The sequence below is a fragment of the Tunturibacter psychrotolerans genome, from assembly GCF_040359615.1.
GTDB lineage: Bacteria > Acidobacteriota > Terriglobia > Terriglobales > Acidobacteriaceae > Edaphobacter > Edaphobacter psychrotolerans.
On the sequence record NZ_CP132942.1, the window covers coordinates 2,667,097 to 2,683,726 of the forward strand.

Below are 16,630 nucleotides of genomic sequence, written 5' to 3' on the forward strand. Positions count from 1 at the left end.
TTGTTGCTTGAGACCTTCGTGATGTCGGTTGTGACGGCAATTCGTCATGTTAGTCGTGAGAGGGGCAATCTGACGCTACGCTGAAATGCCGCCGTCGGATTTTATAAGTTGGCCGTTGATCCATGAGCCTTCAGGTGAGAGTAAGAATGCAATCAGATTCGCGGCGTCTGCAGCGGTCCCTAAACGGCCAGTTGGTTGTCGCTGCGTCAAGGAGATGCGAGTCTGGTCATCCATCCAACCCGTATCAATTGGTCCTGGGTTCACTGCATTTGACGTGATGTTCAGATGGGCAAGTTCGCGTGCTGCTGCCAACACGATTCGATCGAGCGCACCTTTGCTCGCGCCGTAGGGCAAGTTGCCGACAGTATCGTCACTCGTCAGAGCCACAATGCGGCCGCCGCTTTCTGGCGTTTGAACTGCTAGTTGTTGTATCAATTGCCAGCTTGCTCGCACGTTGACGGCGAAGTGTCGTTCGAAACTTTCAAGAGTTGTATCCATGATGCTCGATCCCACCGATTCGCAATGAGAGAGCACAAGAGCTGAGACAGGTCCTAGTTCGGCCGTGACTTTTCCGAAAAGCCCGGAAGCAGAATGTGATTGCTCCAAGTCCGAAGCGATGAATACCACGCGGGAACCTGTTGACAGGAGTTCCACCTTCAAGTTCTCCAAGTCCTCGGGATGGGCTCCCCAAGGCATACGCTCGTCGCAGGGCGCCCAGTAGGTAAGCGCGAGATCCCATCCGCCAGTCGCAAGTTTCCTGGCGACGGCAGCTCCGATACTCGCGGTGCGGCTCACGCCTGAGATCAAAGCTACCGGTCTGACCATGCCTCTAGTTTATCGGTTATCCCAGCCACTTTGGGTTGGCAGCGGTCCCGTCGTAGTGGTTGGTGGTTTTGAAGAGTTCGAACTTGCCTTCGCTTGCGGCGGTGGCGGTGCGGGCCAGCAGGGAACTGATCTGGGCTTGGTCGAGGGGTTCGAAGGTGCGTGCAGCTTCGAAGGCCTGGTCGAGAGTCTGGGTGTTGTCGATGCCGGTGATGACGACCGAGACCGGTTGGGTGAGGCCGTAGTGGAGGGCTTCGATGGGTTGGACGGTGTTGCTTTTGAGAATGTAAGGATCGCCGAAGGTCTTCATGGCGAGGATGCCGATGCCCTGTTTGAGCGCGACGGGCATGACTTCTTTTTCGAAGGAGCGGAAGTGCGCATCCATGACGTTGATTGGCATCTGGACGGTGTCGAAGTGAAAGTTGTGTTTCTGCGCAGTCTCGAGCATGCGGAGATGGACGACGGGATCTTTGTGTCCGGTAAAGCCGATGTAGCGGATCTTTCCCGCGCTGCGGGCGGCGACGGCGGCTTCGATGGCTCCGCCGGGTGCGAAGATGCGGTCGGGGTCTTCCATGCGGATGATCTCGTGGAACTGAACGAGGTCGATCATGTCGGTCTGGAGACGGCCGAGGGATTGTTCGAGTTGCTTGTTGTATTCGTCGGCGGTGCGGCCATCCATTTTGGTCATGAGGAAGACCTTTTGGCGGTAACCGTTGCGGAGGGCCTGACCCATGCGGACCTCTGAGATGCCGTCGTTATAGTCCCAGCAGTTGTCGAGGAAGGTGATGCCGCGGTCGATGCCAGAGTGGAGGAGCTGGATGCTTTCGGCGGAGTCCTTCTGTTTGCCGAGATGGTAGCCGCCCATGCCGATGGCGGAGACGCGCTCGCCTGTGGTGCCGAGTTCGCGGTAGATCATGTTGGGCGATTCGGGTCTCTTTGTGGGTTGACTGGTGGCCTGAGAGGTCTGCGCGTTGAGCGGGATCGCTGCGCTTACGCTGGCGGCGGTTGCGGTCTTGAGGAAGTCTCTACGCTCCATGATCGATGCTCCTCGGGTTAGAGAGTTGCTCTCCGGTTTGATGCAGGTTGTGTGTTGCGGGCGAATTACTTGAGGTACGCGGCGAGGGCTGCTTGTTGAACGAGCTTCAAAGGCACGTTGTGTTTTGTGGCGGCGGTGCGGCAGTCTTCAAACTCTGGGGCTATGTTGCACTCTTGTCCGTTGAGTGTGCCGATCTTTACGCGGATGTCGCCGTAGGGGGTGGTGACGTGGGCGTGGTGGCGGTCGACGCAGACGCGGCTGTCCTGATGGATGCGAAGGCCGAGGGTGCTGGTTTCGCGAAGGATTAATTGTTGGAGAGCTTCGCTGTCGGATGGATTGCAGAGGACGGTGAGGAGGGTGCCAGGGCGGCCCTTTTTCATGATGACCGGAGTGAGCATGACGTCGAGTGCGCCCTGCGCGAGTGCGGTTTCGGAGACGTAGGCGAGGATTTGGGGAGAGAGGTCGTCGAGCGCGGTTTCGAGGACTGTGACGGTTTGTGATTCGTGGGCGTCGTGTTTGGAGGGCGCGTGTTTCGGGGATGGAGTGGGGTGTATGGTGTCGTCGGCTTCACCTATGTTGAGGCGCAGCACGTTTGGGAAGTCTTTGGGGTTGCGGGTTCCGGCGCCGTAGCCGATGCGTTCGACACGCATGGCGGGTTGCTGGCCGAAGGTGGGAGCAAGGGCGCGGATGAGGGCGGCGCCGGTGGGGGTGACGAGCTCTTTTTCGATGTGCGCGGAGTAGGTGGGGAGGCCGCGAAGGAGATCGGCTGTGGCGGGGGCGGGGACGGGGAAGCGGCCGTGGGCGCAGTCGACCATGCCGCCGCCGACGTTGAGGGGGGAGGAGAACCACTTGTCGATGGCGAGGGCGTGGATGCCGGCGGAGGAGGCGACGATGTCGACGATGGCGTCGACTGCGCCTACTTCGTGGAAGTGAATTTTCTCGATGGGGACATTGTGGATCTTTGCTTCGGAGACGCCGAGGAGTTCGAAGGTGTGGATGGCTGTTTGTTTAACGGCGGGAGACAGGGATGCGGCGTTGATCAGGTCGCGGATGACGGTGAGCGAGCGGCCGTGGGTGTGGTTGTGTTCATGGGTATGGGTGTGGCCGGCTTTGTGTTGGTGCTGAGTTTTGGGGTGGTGTTGGTGCGTGTGGGAGTGTTGGTGGGTGTCGTCTTCTTCGTGTTCGTGGGTGTGTGTTTGAGTTTGCTCGGCGAGGGTTGAGCCTTCGTAAACGTGGACCTTCGTGGAGGAGATTCCGCTGCGGTCGACCTTTTCGATTTTGAGGGTTGCGTTGAGATTGAGGGCGGTTACGGCTTCGTGGAGGATGTTTGGGTCGACTCCGGCGTCGAGGAGGGCTCCGAGAAACATGTCGCCACTGATACCGGCGAAGCAGTCGAGGTAGGCGATGCGCATGGAGATTATTGTTTCATGTTCGGAGTGTGGCGTTATCGAGCGGCCTGGATGGAGGAGGCGGAGAGGAGGGCGTCGTTCATGGAGCCGGAGCGGTAGCCTTCGGTGTCGAGGGTGACGTAGAGGAAGCCGAGGGGCTTGATGGCGGCGGTGATGGCCTGGAGAGTGAAGAGAGTGAGGGCGCGGGGAAGATCGATGCGGGCGATTTCGATGCGGGCGAGGTCGCCATGGTGACGGACGCGGACCTGGGGGAAGCCGAGGGCGTGGAGTGCCGCTTCGGCCTGCTCGACCTGAGAGAGATTTTCGCGGGTGACGGGGCGGCCGTATTCGATGCGTGAGGAGAGGCAGGCGCTGGCGGGCTTGTCCCAGAGCTTGAGGCCAGCCTTATGGGCGAGGGTGCGGATCTCTTGTTTGGTGAGGCCGGCGGTGACCAGGGGCGCGACGGCGTGGTGTTGTGCGGCGGCTTGCTGGCCGGGGCGAAATTCGGCGCGGTCGTCGAGGTTCATGCCGTAGGCGATGTGGGTGAAGTTGCGGGTGGCTCGGGCTTGCTCCATTTGCTGGAAGAGCTCGTCTTTGCAATGGAAGCAGCGCTGGGAGTCGTTGCGCTGGTAGTCGGGGCTTTCGAGCTCGTTGGTGCGGAGGATTTGGATGGGGATGTTGTGGTCGGCGGCGAAGGCGAGGGCGGCGGCGAGTTCGGCGCGGGGGAGGGAGGGGGAGTCGGCAATGACAGCCTGCATGTTTTCGCCGAGGGCCTGGTGGGCGGCGTAGGCGAGGTAGGCGGAATCTGTGCCGCCGGAGTAGGCGACAAGGACGCTCCCGAGTTGCTGCAGGGTCTCGTGGAGCTTTGCGGATTTGGCGGCGAGATCCATCTGATCTGATTGTAGGCCAGGTCGCGCGGCGTGGGGAGACGGTCGCTTGGAATGAGGGGCTAGCTGTCGGGGAGATTCTGAATGGCGGCGAATTTTTAGATGGACATGTGTGAGGATGGTTTTTGATACTTCGCGGTAACTGTAGACGGCTCACTGCATCGAAGAGAGTAAGAGAATATGAATCGCACACTTTTACCTGGCCGGCCGTATCCTCTCGGCGCGACTGTGACGAGCAAAGGCACGAACTTCGCTATTTTTTCTGAGGGCGCGACCAGGGTTGAGCTGTGTTTCTTCGACGCGGAAGGCAGGCAGGTTGATTCTGTGTATTTGCGTGAGCGAACTGCCTATGTGTGGCATGGCCTTGTCCGCAATATCAAAGCGGGGCAGCTCTACGGCTATCGGATCGATGGGCCCTGGGAGCCGGAGAAGGGTCATCGCTTCAATGCACATAAGCTGCTGATCGATCCCTACGCCAAAGCTTTGTCGGGCGAGGTTGATTGGCAGAAGCCAATCTTCGGGCATGATGTCGCGTCCGGTGACGATCTGAAGATGGATGAGAACGACAGCGCGGATGGCGTGCCGAAGAGCGTTGTGGTTGACAGCCAGTTTGACTGGGGTGATGACTGTTGCCCTGAGACTCCACTGGCTGATTCTGTGATCTACGAGATGCATGTGAAGGGCTTCAGTATCCTGAATCCTGGGGTTCCGGAAGAGCTTCGCGGCACCTATGCGGGTCTCGCATGTGCGACAAGCATCGATTATCTGAAGAAGCTTGGAGTGACTGCGGTTGAACTTATGCCGATTCATCATTTCATCGATGAACGACGCCTTGTCGGCGATGGCTTGGTGAATTACTGGGGCTACAACACGCTGGGGTATTTTGCTCCGATGGCCCGTTACAGCTCCTGCGAAGATATTGGCGGCCAGGTGAATGAGTTCAAGCGAATGGTGAAGGCGCTTCACGCGGCGGGAATCGAGGTCATACTCGACGTGGTCTACAACCATACGTGCGAAGGCAACGAGCTTGGTCCGACGCTGTGCTGGAGGGGAGTTTGTAACACTACCTATTACAGAGTCAAAGAGGACAATCCACGTTATTACATCGACTACACAGGCACGGGCAATACGTTGAACGTGCGGCTTCCGCAGGTTTTGAAGATGCTGATGGACTCGCTGCGCTACTGGGTAACCGAAATGCATGTCGATGGCTTTCGTTTCGATCTGGCCGCGACGCTTGCGCGGGAGCTTCATGATGTCAGCCGGTTGTCGTCGTTCTTCGACACGATTCACCAGGACCCTACGCTTGCGGACGTGAAGCTGATCGCCGAGCCGTGGGATGTTGGTGAAGGGGGATATCAGGTCGGCCAGTTTCCTGTTCTGTGGGCGGAGTGGAATGGAAAGTATCGCGACACAGTTCGGCGCTTCTGGAAGGGGGACGGGGGACAGTTGTCCGCTCTTGCAAATCGTCTGACGGGATCGAGCGATCTCTATCAAGATGATGGGCGCAAGCCTTATGCGAGCATCAATTTTGTTACGGCGCATGACGGCTTTACGCTGTGTGACCTGGTTAGCTACAACCAGAAGCACAATGAGGCCAACGGCGAAGACAACAGAGATGGTTCGGACAGCAATGATTCGTGGAACATGGGAGCGGAGGGTCCGACCGACGACGCAAAGATCAACGTCTTGCGAGAGAGGCAGACGCGAAATTTTCTGACGACGCTGATGCTGTCCCAGGGAGTGCCGATGTTGAGTGGCGGCGACGAGATAGCGCGGTCACAGCGGGGCAACAATAACTGCTACTGCCAGGATAACGAGCTTACGTGGCACGACTGGAATCTCGATGAACCTCGTAAGCGAGTGCTCGATTTTACGAGTCAGTTGATACACTTTCGCCTCGCTCATCCGAATCTGCACCGGCGGAAGTTTTTTCAGGATCGCGAGATTCGCAGGAAGGGCGAGGATATCGTGATCAAGGATGTTGCCTGGTTTAGTACCGATGGCAAGCAGGTTTCGGACGAAGCCTGGAATACGGAGTGGAACCGCTCCGTGGCTGTTCTACTCAACGGCCGGACACTGCAGGTGTCCGACGAGGACGGCAGACGTGTCATGGACGACAGCTTTTTTCTGGTTGTGAATGCGGCCGAAGGCGGAGTTGAGTATGTGCTACCCGTGTCGCCTTCGGGAAAACCATGGTGTGAGGTGATCGATACCGAAAATATTGACAATCCCTTTGCCTGCACGGAGGTTGACGGGAAGATCATCGTTGGGGGAAGGGCCCTAAAACTGTTGAGCGATGGGGCAGTTTCATCGATCAACGGGTCGTCGGCGCCGGCTTCTTCGGTTTCTTCGGCGCCGGCTTTGCCTCCGAAGCAGGGGCCGGCGTTGGTTTAGGATGGCTGGCGACTTGCGTCGCGGGAACTTTGAGTGGTTCCGGATGGAGATAGCGATCCAGATTGTACCCGGCTGTCTGCGCTGATTTGCAGGATTCCAAGACGGCTGCTTCGAGCGTCTTGATCGAATCGAGATTGATCGGAGACTGCTGCGCGAGGTTGATGAGCGCGGGAAGCTGAAGCCAGCCTAGTAGCTCTTCGAATCCCTCTTTGTTGAAGTAAGTGACGCCGGAGGACTCGTTGATTCCTGTGAGCCAGCGAACGTCTGGGTCGGACCAGAACTGTTCGGACTTGGTGGGAGACGTGTCGGTTTGCGATAGAAGGATTCGTACTCGAGCAGCTGCGCGCCAGGTGTTTTCTCCCTCTATCCCGATGGCGGTGAATGTCTCCGATAGTGCTGAGCGCAACTGGAGCTTGTCGAAGAGAGCTGCTTGATCGTCCTGACGCGGGAGGCTGTGGAGAGTGATCCAGGTCAGAACAGGCGCCCAGATTTGCTCTGTCGGAACGGTCGTTTTGGCACCGGGGAGGAAACGGCTTGCGGCTGGCGGCAAGGTGGTGGAGAAGTTTCGAGAGATCGAGATGAGATGAAGGGCAGCCTTCGTCATCGTCTCGCATAGATTCTTGTAGTTCGAAATCGCTTCGGTGGCGTCGTTCGATTGCGATGTGAATTCGTCAGCTTCGGAGGGAAGATTTTGGAGCACTTTTTCGAAGAAGCGTTGACTGCACTTCACGAATGGCTGGAGTCGAGGGTGGAGCGGGAGTTGTTCAGATGGCGGGAGAGGGGTGTCTCCTGCGGGCGCTTGAACGCTGGCTGTTGGCTGTTGTGCCTTTGTTGCAGGGGCTGCCGTTGCAGTCTTGTCGTTGCCGTTCGACGCGGCGAGTTTCGTTGTGGTGGATGCGGCTCCTTTGTTTGCCAGCTCCGAAGCTACGCTTGTGAATGCCCGAATGTGATTCTCGCTGAGAGCCTGGCGGAAGGCTTCATGCAGCGGACGGAGGCGAAGTTTGGATAGCGCTTCTTCGACGCTGTAGACGCCGGCTCCGTTGAGTGCGTCGAAGAGCTGATCCCAGGGTTGATCGACAGTGGCTCGGAGTTCTCGCCAGTTGAGCAGAACCGCATATTGATAGCCGCGCAGATCGATGGAGAGGCCGGTGTGGTGGAGATCGGTGCTGCGGCAGAGATATTCGAGACCGTGTGCGGTGTCGCGGTAGGCGAAGAAGGTGAAGTAGTTGTAGGGGAGGTCGAGTCCGTCGGAGAGACTTCTCTGGCGGAGGTGGCCGGTGGCTTTGTCGATGGAGGCCGCGGAGAAGTGAATGGTGCCGTGTGTGCTGCCGTAGCTGTTGTTGTAAAGGATGATCGCGCGCTCGCCGTGGGCGCGATTGGAATAGGCGAAGACGTTTTCGTCGACGCTGCCGAAGTCGGTCCAGAAGTCGTAGAGGACGAAGTTAGTGCTTTCGGCGAAGAGACGGCGGTTTTTGAGGAGAGGCGCGATCTCGTGTTGGTGGCGGGATACGAGGTTCTCTTTGGGCCACTCTTCCATCTTGGCTTGCTTGAACTCCATGCCGTAACGCTCGGTGTAGCCTTCGATTTGGCCGTGGCCGAACATGGGCAGGCCGGGGAGCGTGGCCAGCAGAGTGCAGACACCGAAGTATTTGTCGCCTGTGCCGAACTGGTCGATGGCGGTGCGTTCGTCAGGGTTGCTCATGAAGCTGACATAGCGCTTGAGGATGTCGGGATCGAACTCGATGGTCTTTTTTAGGTAGGAACGGTATTTGGCGTTTTCTTCGTCGCGCAGCATGTTCATGAAGGCGCTGTTGTAGACGCGATGCATGCCGAGAGTGCGGACGAAGTAGCCTTCGAGGAGCCAGAAGGCTTCTGCGAGGAGGAGGGTGCCGGGAACTTCCGCGGCGACGCGGTCGACGACCTCGCGCCAGAACTCGTGGGGCATGAGGGCTTCGAACTCGTCCTGAGGCATGGCGTTTTCGGCGCGCGAGGGGATGGATCCGCCGGTACCGGGAAGAGGGAACCACAGGCGCTGAACGTGGCGTTTGGCGAGCACCATCGCAGCGTCGAAGCGGATGATGGGGAAGAGGCGGGCGACGTGGAGGATGACCTGGATGACGTGCTCACGGACGGCTGCTTTGGAGTAGTCGAGCTGTGCGGTGTCGTTCCAGGCGAAGGTTGTGCCGTCGTTGCCGTGGTACATGTAGCGGGTGGCTCCGTCGCGGTGGTGGCGGAGGCGGAAGACTACGGCGGCGTCGGACTGGTCGTAATAGTGGTCCTCGATTTTGATCTCGACGCGGCTGTCGGTGGAGAGATCGGGGCCTTCGAAGCGATAGACAGGGAAGGGGCTCTCCCAGCGATAGAGGAACCAGTCGGGGTTCTCGATGACCCAGTTGGAGTCGATGCCCATGTGGTTGGGGACCATGTCGCTGGCGAGGCGGATGCCGGCGCGGGCGGCGCGGTCGCGGAGGTTTTCGTAGGCGTGGTTGCCGCCTAGGTCTTCCGCGATTTGATACTCCTTGAGCGAGTAGGCGGAGGCTACGGCGTCGTGGTGGCCGCGGAGGCGCTTGATGGTGCGGGAGGCGACGCTGCGCTCCCATAGGCCGATGAGCCATAGGCCGGTGATGCCGCGGTCGGCGAGGAGATGGAGCTCTTCGTCGGGGATCTGGTCGAGACGGTGGATGTGGCGGAGATGTTTTTTTGAGAGCTGCTCGAGCCAGACATAGGTGCTCTTGGCCATGAGGACGACGGTGGGCATCCAGGCCTGGTCGGCGCTGAAGGCTTCGTACTCGTTGAGGGGGGCCTGATAGTCGTGGCCGTAGCGTCGTTGCCTGCCGTCGGGGCCGTTGATGTACTCGTCTTCGAAGCCGATGTACTCGTCGCCGACGAAGCCTTCGCCTCCGCGGCCGGGCGCGCCGTGGCGGTATTGGTCTGGTCCGGGTGGATGGAAGCGAAGCCAGATCGCGAGATCTTCTTCGCGCAGGACGTCGATGGCGAGCAGGACGCGGCGGAGGTCTTCGCCGAGATATTTGGACCAGTATTCGCGGATGTAGTCGAGCTGGCCGGTAAGGGAGTCGGGGGAGGCGAGCAGGGGAGCGCGGAGGGCGTCGAGGAGGGTTCCGGCTTCGGAGAGGGGCGGGCGGGTGACGAAGTAGTCGGGGAAGCCGGCGGTGACGGTTTGATAGATCGTCTGCTGCTTGAGGGGGGTGTCTTCGAAGAGCTCGCGGAAGGGGGAGAAGCCGGGGTTGATGTTGGCGAGCCAGAGTAGGAGGAGCTCTTCGAGAGCGGCTTCACGGTTTGGTTGACCGTCAGTTGTACCGTTTAGCCATTCAGCTGCGGTTTGTTCGCCGCGATGTATGGCTACGTTGGGAAACTGCTCGGTGAATTTGAGGAGGAGGCGTTGGATTTCTTCGGGTTTTGCGTGGCCGGTGAACCAGCGTACTGCGTCGGCGAAGACGGCTGGGTCGATCTCCTCACGATAGCGGGCGATCATTGCGTGATTCAGTTCGTCGATCAGGCCCATCGCGAAGAGTGCGCCGGCGTTGACGACTCCCGGTTGGCCAGTCTGCTGTTTGCGCAGCTCTTCGAGCTGTTTGGCCAGGTTTCGGCTGGCAGCGACGTTGCCGAAGACGATGTTTCCGGTGTAGCTGAAGAGCAGATCTTCAAGGTCCAGTTTTTTTCGGAGATCGCCGGAGATATGGAATTCCATGCAGGGTTCCTCGTGCAGGTGGTGCCTTAGTCGCGCTCCAATCCTAATGGATTGGTTTTTGTGGTGTTTAGAGAAGACGTTGGCCACAAAGATCGGCCTGCATCGTCGGAAGCCAATTGAGACGAAATGGATGCCTCGTCAACAGTTTGGAATAAGGATGACAGGCTTCTGCGGGTGTCGCAACCGACGCACTTTACCGACGCAAACTTCAGTGTCCGTGATCATACGCGCTTCAGGTGTCAGCTTGAAGAACGTCGTCAGAGTTGGAGGTTTTTTTGGGGTTGGAGTCAGCTTTCCTGCGGTTTGCAGAACCAACCCAGCTCCGAGGCGTGGGCGAAGTATTCCTGAATCTTCGCCGCCTGATCTTCGGGTGAGAGGGAGCTTCCGGTGAAAGCGAGTTCAAGAGCTTCGCCGAGCAGAGTGCCGCTTTGAAGGGCGGAGAGAAGGCGGAAAGCTTCCGGATCTATTCGCCGGTAGTAGACGGAGTTGTCGTAGCGATGGACTGCAAGGTGGATCTGAGAGCGGCGCATCTGGGGAAGAGGTGTTCGTTTAGCTTGCTTGCGCTCGGTCACGGCGTTGCTCATGATGTCGCTGGGCGCCGTCTGGCGATGCACGGCGAGGACGAGTTCGTCGACGGGGTAGCGGAGGTCGAGCAGTTGCAAGTGAGGTTGGAGGTGGAGTTTCGACGCGCCACCGAGGTCCCCGAAGTCGGCGGCAGTGAGGGGCGGGAGGTCGGCTCCGTCGAAGGCTTCGACGTAAGCCCATTCGAGGCGGGCGACGTCGAGGAGGAGTTTGTGACGACGCGGCGAGAACTCGGGGTGTGCTTCGAGCCACGTTGGCAGCTTTGAGCCGAGATTGCGCAGGGTGAAGGAGGTTGATGGATTCTCGCGAAGGTAGGCCAGGATCATGGCGTCAAACTTCTTCGCTCCGAGGACAGCGCCGACCGCGGGGAAATCTTCTGAGACCGCTCCGATGACGCGGAACCAGTATTGGCGGTTGTAGATTTCGAGGCGGTTGAAGGAGGAGAGGCGATCGTTGGGCTTGATGTAGCTGTTGGCAAGTTCATCGGTCGAGCGCCCATCGGAGGATTGCGGCTGCATTTGGAAGTCCGATGTGAGGGGACGCATCACGTCTTCGGCCATACGACGTTGCAGTTCGAGGAGGTTCATTGGTGGACGACCTCTCGAAGATCTTCTGCTGTCTGGTTCAGGGGAAGAGGTTCGGTTGGCGTGAGATATTGGGTCGCCTTGAGGGCTTCGGAGTGAACTTCGTCGAAGGAGGGGATGTTGTCGTCCCATTCGAGGAGGGTTGCGGTGGGACCTATGCGTTCAATGGCTCGAGCGTAGAGATGCCATACGGGATCGAGGACGGGATGATCGTGGGTGTCGAGGATGTATTTTTCAAACTTGGAGTGACCGGCGATGTGAATCTGCGCGACGCGCTCTGCGGGAACGCTGTTGACATAGTCGAAGGGATTGAATCCGTGATTCTGCGACGAGACATAGATATTGTTGACGTCGAGCAGGATGCCGCAGTCGGCGGCTTCGACGACTTCGTTGAGAAACTCCCACTCGGTCATCTGAGACTCGTGGAATTCAGCGTAGCTGCTGACGTTCTCGACGGCGATGGGGATCTCGAGGTAGTCCTGTACTTCGCGAATACGGGCCGCTGTAGCCTTCACGGCTTCGAAGGTGTAGGGCATGGGGAGAAGATCGTGGGTGTAACGGCCGTCGACGCTGCCCCAGCAGAGATGGTCGGAGAGCCAGGGGGTCTTGGTGCGGCGTGTGAGGGTCTTGAGGCGCTTGAGATGTTCGCGGTCTGCGGGTTGGACGGAGCCAAAGTACATGGAGACGCCGTGCTGGACGACGCGATAACGTTCGAGGATCTGGTCGAGGACTTTGAGCGCTCGTCCGCCGTCGACCATGTAGTTTTCGGAGATGATTTCGAACCAGTCGACGACGGGTTTTTCGGCGAAGATGTGGTCGTAGTGCGGGACGCGAAGGCCGATCCCTACGCCGTAGTCGCTGAATCCGTTGAAGCGATTGGCTGGCATGACTCCCCTTTTGTTAAAAGATGAAGACAACCTGGAGGCTTGAACGATGAAGACCAAGCCTCCAGACAGGGGAGGTGTTTAGGCGAGCGAGGGCTTGGAGCCGTCGGTGGCGCATCCGCCCTTGCCTTTGCAGTCGTTCTTGCCGGGGTGCTTGCCGCCGCCCTGGCCTTTACAGTCGTTCTTGCCCTTGCAGGAGTGCTTCGGAAGATCCGGCTTGTCCTGGGCGATGAGAACGCCAGCATGCGCGGTGGTGGTGGGGGTGTTGTTGGCCGGCGCGGTCTGAGCGTTCATACGGACAGCGGTACCGCCCAACAGACCTGCAAACGCTGCGGCCAGAGCGAGAGATTGTGCTGAATTCTTCATTGAGATGAGCCTTTCCTGGTTGAGCCGCACGCGAAAGAACGTGCCGGACGTGGATGATGGCTACGCAGATCGTAGCAATTAGTTAACGGCGAGGGCCCGTGGTTCGGATTCAATTCGCAACGAAGATGATTCGCCGGATTTTCCTTACCGCTGCATTCGACTTCGCCAAGACACAAAGGTTACAAGGACGTGGAACATCGGAAGCCTATCACTGTCTGTAACCTTTTGGCACGGAGCCACTCAAACCGGGACATGATGTTCAAATCTGAACACTACGCGCCGGATCATGGCGTGTTGACTGGAGTTGAAGAGTGATCGCCAGGAAATTCTGGGTATTAGCTTTAGGGATTTTGATGATTGGTTTTTCGTCGTCAGTAACGGCAGAGGTGCCCGAAATCGGACAGAAGGCGCCGGATTTTAGGCTGTCAACACCGGATGGTCACCCTGTGAGGCTGTCGGAATTTACTGCGAAGGGAACAGTGGTGTTGGTCGTGCTTCGGGGGTTTCCTGGCTATCAGTGTCCGTATTGCCAGAAGCAGGTACATGACTTTCTGTTGAACGGCGATAAGTTTGCGGCGGCCGGGGCGGAGGTTCTTCTGGTCTATCCTGGACCGCCTGCGGATCTCGATCAGCATGCGAAGGAGTTCCTGGCGAAGCAAAATCCGCTGCCTGCTAATGTTCACCTTGTCGTCGACCCTGACTACGCATTTACGAATCAGTATGGGCTGCGCTGGGATGCCCCGCATGAAACTGCCTATCCTTCAACCTTCCTGATCGACGGACAGGGCGCTGTTTTTTTTAGGAAGGTCAGTCGCGAGCATGGCGATCGAACGACGGCGGCAGATGTTCTCGGTGAGCTTGAGCGCGACAAGGCAGCTCACGCGCATTAGTTCAGTGTGGCGGGCGGTGTAACCAATTCGGTCGCCGGGATTCTAAGTATGTGCAGGCCCCACAGGCTCCTGGTCGAGTCTGCGTCAGTGCGGGGCCTGCTTAAAGACTGCATCGTTTTGATTGCGCTACCCATAGGATTGGAGTCAAGAGGATCTGTGATGAAAAAACTGCTTGAGGTGTATGAAAGATTTGCGGTGCTGGTCTCTTATCTTCAGTCTCCGTTCCTTCTGGTGGTGCGCCTCTACTGGGGATGGCAGCTTATGCAGAGCGGTTGGGGGAAGCTGCATCATCTGGATAAGGTGACCGACTTCTTTGCGAGCCTGAATCTTCCGGCACCTGGTGTGACGGCTCATTTCGTCTCGGGATTGGAGTTTGTTGGTGGGCTGTTGCTGATTCTGGGGCTTGGCTCGCGGCTGATCGGGCTGATTCTTTCCGTGAATATGCTGGTGGCATATTGGACGGCGGATCGAGACGCGCTGGTTGCCGTGTTCTCAGATCCAGGCAAGTTTTACAACGCCGATCCGTATACGTTTCTGTTTGCATCTGCGATGGTTCTGGTGTTCGGCGCAGGGGTGTTCTCCGTAGATGCGTTGTTGAAGAAGCGGTATCGAGGATGGATCGAGAAGCAATGAACGCAAGCATCGAGAACAGGAATGAAGCTCAAATGATCGCCTCCATACTTGCGGGCAATACGCATGAGTTTCATACCCTGATCCAGCCATACGAGCGGAGCGTTTATAGCATGGCGCTGTCGATGCTCCAAAACGAGGCGGATGCAGAGGATGCCGCGCAGGAGGCGTTTCTCAAGGCGTTTCGCAATCTGGACAAGTTTCGGGGCGAGGCGAAGTTCAGCACGTGGCTGATCAGCATTACGCTGAACGAGGCCCGGAGCCGGCTACGGCACAAGAAGACTGCAAAGACGGATTCGCTGGATGAGCTAACCGAGGGCGGGCATGTGTCGCCGGCGCTGCTGCGGGATTGGCGGGAGATTCCCTCCGAGGCGCTGGAGCGGCAGGAGGTGCGGCTGCTATTGCAGGACGCAATCACCGATCTCCCAGTGATCTATCGCGAGGTTTTTGTGCTGCGCGATATGGAGTATTTGAGCGTCAACCAATCGGCAGAGGCGCTGGGCATCAGTGTTGCGGCGGCAAAGGTGCGGCTGCATCGTGCGAGGCTGATGTTGCAGAAGCGGCTCGCACCGGAGTTGAAACGGGTGATGCCGAAGCGGAGGTGGTTGCCATGGTTCTAGAGTGCAAGCATGTGTGGGAGCACATCTCCGGCTATCTTGATGGAAATCTGGATGCGGCAGTACTGGAAGAGGTGCAGAAGCATCTTGAACACTGCGAGATTTGCTCAGCGATTCTGGATTCGACGCGCAATATTTTGATTCTGACGGCGGATGAGCGTGTCTTCGAACTTCCGCTGGGTTTTAGCGAGCGGCTCCACGCGAGGCTGGAGGCGGAGATGCAGGGCTTTTCGTACGGAGCCGCCGCCGCGGGGGACGAGGGTGATACCTAGGGGACGCGGTGAATCATGGAGTGAGTGATCCATTCGGCGGCCACAAGGATGAGAGTGAGGATGGCGAGCGCGATCTGGAGGAACTCCGAACGCCGTTGGGAGGGGGTGGCGGGCTGGGTGCGCCATTGCGAGGAGGGCCGGGCGCGCAGTGAGCGAATCCGCCAGATGACGTAAAGATTGATGAGGGAGCCGAGGGTCGCGGCGATCATCATGGGGATTCGGATTGCGTCCTGGTGAAACCCGACGGCGGGAGCGTGGACGCCGAAGGTCGCGACGGCCAGGGCACTGAGTCCAATGGCAACACGAACCCCGCTGAGGGCGATGACGGCCGTGCAGGCGCTCTGCAGAACGATGAAGACGAAGCTGGTGGCGGTGAGGAGCCAGGTTCGTCTGTTACCTGGAGCGGTAGTCGCGGGGCGCGTCGGGGAGCTTGTCTGAAGGGCCATCTGTTCCTCAATTTATAGACGTATCAGGATGCGTGTTTAAAGAAAGATGAATCACCACAGACGATTTAAAGGGAAGACTAGCTTTAGAGGGAAGACTAGCTGTTTGATGGGATAGTCGGGCGACTCGAGTGCGATGGCTGCGGCTGCCTCGATGCCCAAGGTCAAGTCGCTGACGAAGAAGAGCTTTCCTTGATCATCTGTCGATTCGCGCATAAGGATGGGGTGTTGATGGAGTGACTCGAACGATACTTCGAAGGAGGCGAGTGAAGCGATGAGGCCACGGCCGTCTGCTTTGAGAACCGCTTCCTTGCGAGTCCAGTAGCGATAGAAGGTTTTGTGGCGGGTCTGAGGGTCGGCGATCGCTTCCAGAGAACTGGTTTCGGTTTCTGTGAAGTTGTGTTTGGCGACGTCCATGATGTCAGTCGGTCGGTCGAAGTACTCTACGTCGACCCCAACGGGGCCGTTACGGCTCAGTACGATGAGGATTGTGTCCTTGGAATGAGCTACGTTGAATGCAACGCGGTGTCCGTTGAGGTTTGGGGATTCAGGTTTTCCGTGAACTCCAGTTGCGATCGCGATGGAAAGAGGATTGAGCCCTGACACGTTTCCGAGAAGGGTTCTCAGGCAGGCCCGTCCGACTGAGAAATGAATTTGCGCCTGCTCTAGCCTGTAACGGCTTGCGTGGAGTTGTTCGGAGGGGGAGAGGTGTGTGGTGAGATAGTTGTGCAGACCCGTGGCACCAGCGAGATCGATCCGCCAGAGTTGGACCTCGTCGGCCTCGAGTGGCGGAAGGATGTCGATCTGTTTCCAGTCACTCAGCATAAGAGATACGGTGGCTTCGTAAGGTGTATTGCAATCATAATCAGTTGCTCAGGTACTTTAGTTCTGCAGCAGGCTGAGGACACGATGAAATCTTGGGAAATCTACAACTTTCGGGTATCTATGTGAGCAACAGACTTCATCGATTTTTCGAATTGTGCGTACAATTAGGCAACATGAACGAGTTGACTTCGAGCGCATCCGACGGTACCTTTCGCTGCAGCTGCATCCTTTAAGACGTTGAGCTGCGTAAGCGAAATCTGCGATCTTGTAGCCAACACGGAGAGCACGCTGAGTCAAT

At 58.1% G+C, this 16,630-nt stretch carries 15 protein-coding genes; 5 read left to right on the forward strand and 10 right to left on the reverse strand.

The window, feature by feature from the left end:
* Nucleotides 1-75 precede the first annotated feature (75 nt).
* The 4 genes from RBB77_RS11100 to larE form a co-directional block, all read right to left on the reverse strand.
* On the reverse strand, nt 76-825 hold the full coding sequence (locus RBB77_RS11100) for an SDR family oxidoreductase (RefSeq protein ID WP_353067373.1): 750 nt from the start codon (nt 823-825) through the stop codon (nt 76-78).
* Nucleotides 826-841: 16 nt separating this feature from the next.
* The gene (locus tag RBB77_RS11105; RefSeq protein WP_353067375.1) at nt 842-1,858 is read right to left on the reverse strand and encodes an aldo/keto reductase; all 1,017 of its coding nucleotides are present in this window, start codon (nt 1,856-1,858) and stop codon (nt 842-844) included.
* Between the two features lie 65 nt (nt 1,859-1,923).
* Nucleotides 1,924-3,270, reverse strand: a complete 1,347-nt coding sequence (larC, locus tag RBB77_RS11110; protein ID WP_353067377.1) for a nickel pincer cofactor biosynthesis protein LarC — start codon at nt 3,268-3,270, stop codon at nt 1,924-1,926.
* A gap of 32 nt (nt 3,271-3,302) precedes the next feature.
* On the reverse strand, nt 3,303-4,136 hold the full coding sequence (larE, locus tag RBB77_RS11115) for an ATP-dependent sacrificial sulfur transferase LarE (protein ID WP_353067379.1): 834 nt from the start codon (nt 4,134-4,136) through the stop codon (nt 3,303-3,305).
* A 177-nt stretch (nt 4,137-4,313) separates the two neighbouring features.
* Between larE and glgX the strand changes: the two genes are divergently transcribed.
* On the forward strand, nt 4,314-6,530 hold the full coding sequence (glgX, locus tag RBB77_RS11120; RefSeq protein ID WP_353067381.1) for a glycogen debranching protein GlgX: 2,217 nt from the start codon (nt 4,314-4,316) through the stop codon (nt 6,528-6,530).
* Here glgX and RBB77_RS11125 read toward each other — a convergent pair.
* The 4 genes from RBB77_RS11125 to RBB77_RS11140 all read right to left on the reverse strand — a co-directional run bounded on the left by RBB77_RS11125 (nt 6,451) and on the right by RBB77_RS11140 (nt 12,655).
* Nucleotides 6,451-10,239 (reverse strand): alpha-amylase family glycosyl hydrolase, encoded by a 3,789-nt coding sequence (locus RBB77_RS11125; RefSeq protein ID WP_353067383.1) that lies wholly within the window; start codon nt 10,237-10,239, stop codon nt 6,451-6,453. The two genes, glgX and RBB77_RS11125, sit on opposite strands and share 80 nt — an antisense overlap.
* Before the next feature lie 287 nt (nt 10,240-10,526).
* Nucleotides 10,527-11,408, reverse strand: a complete 882-nt coding sequence (locus tag RBB77_RS11130; RefSeq protein WP_353067385.1) for an HvfC/BufC N-terminal domain-containing protein — start codon at nt 11,406-11,408, stop codon at nt 10,527-10,529.
* The gene (gene bufB, locus RBB77_RS11135) at nt 11,405-12,292 is read right to left on the reverse strand and encodes an MNIO family bufferin maturase (RefSeq protein WP_353067386.1); all 888 of its coding nucleotides are present in this window, start codon (nt 12,290-12,292) and stop codon (nt 11,405-11,407) included. The genes RBB77_RS11130 and bufB overlap by 4 nt, the downstream gene beginning before the upstream one ends.
* Before the next feature lie 78 nt (nt 12,293-12,370).
* Nucleotides 12,371-12,655 (reverse strand): hypothetical protein, encoded by a 285-nt coding sequence (locus RBB77_RS11140; RefSeq protein WP_353067388.1) that lies wholly within the window; start codon nt 12,653-12,655, stop codon nt 12,371-12,373.
* Between the two features lie 311 nt (nt 12,656-12,966).
* Here RBB77_RS11140 and RBB77_RS11145 point away from each other — a divergent pair, with 311 nt between their 5' ends.
* The 4 genes from RBB77_RS11145 (at nt 12,967) to RBB77_RS11160 (ending at nt 15,064) form a co-directional block, all read left to right on the forward strand.
* Nucleotides 12,967-13,545 carry a peroxiredoxin family protein gene (locus tag RBB77_RS11145; RefSeq protein WP_353067390.1) on the forward strand — a complete coding sequence of 193 codons (579 nt, stop codon included), beginning with the start codon at nt 12,967-12,969 and terminating at the stop codon, nt 13,543-13,545.
* A gap of 159 nt (nt 13,546-13,704) precedes the next feature.
* The gene (locus RBB77_RS11150) at nt 13,705-14,178 is read left to right on the forward strand and encodes a DoxX family protein (protein WP_353067392.1); all 474 of its coding nucleotides are present in this window, start codon (nt 13,705-13,707) and stop codon (nt 14,176-14,178) included.
* Nucleotides 14,175-14,795 carry a sigma-70 family RNA polymerase sigma factor gene (locus tag RBB77_RS11155; protein ID WP_353067394.1) on the forward strand — a complete coding sequence of 207 codons (621 nt, stop codon included), beginning with the start codon at nt 14,175-14,177 and terminating at the stop codon, nt 14,793-14,795. The genes RBB77_RS11150 and RBB77_RS11155 overlap by 4 nt, the downstream gene beginning before the upstream one ends.
* The gene (locus RBB77_RS11160) at nt 14,786-15,064 is read left to right on the forward strand and encodes an anti-sigma factor family protein (protein WP_353067396.1); all 279 of its coding nucleotides are present in this window, start codon (nt 14,786-14,788) and stop codon (nt 15,062-15,064) included. The genes RBB77_RS11155 and RBB77_RS11160 overlap by 10 nt, the downstream gene beginning before the upstream one ends.
* Here RBB77_RS11160 and RBB77_RS11165 read toward each other — a convergent pair.
* Complete coding sequence (locus RBB77_RS11165; protein WP_353067398.1) at nt 15,061-15,510, reverse strand: hypothetical protein; 450 nt, start codon at nt 15,508-15,510, stop codon at nt 15,061-15,063. The two genes, RBB77_RS11160 and RBB77_RS11165, sit on opposite strands and share 4 nt — an antisense overlap.
* 51 nt (nt 15,511-15,561) lie before the next feature.
* A complete protein-coding gene (locus tag RBB77_RS11170; RefSeq protein ID WP_353067400.1) occupies nt 15,562-16,332 on the reverse strand; it encodes a 4'-phosphopantetheinyl transferase family protein in 771 nt (256 codons plus the stop codon).
* Nucleotides 16,333-16,630 lie beyond the last annotated feature (298 nt).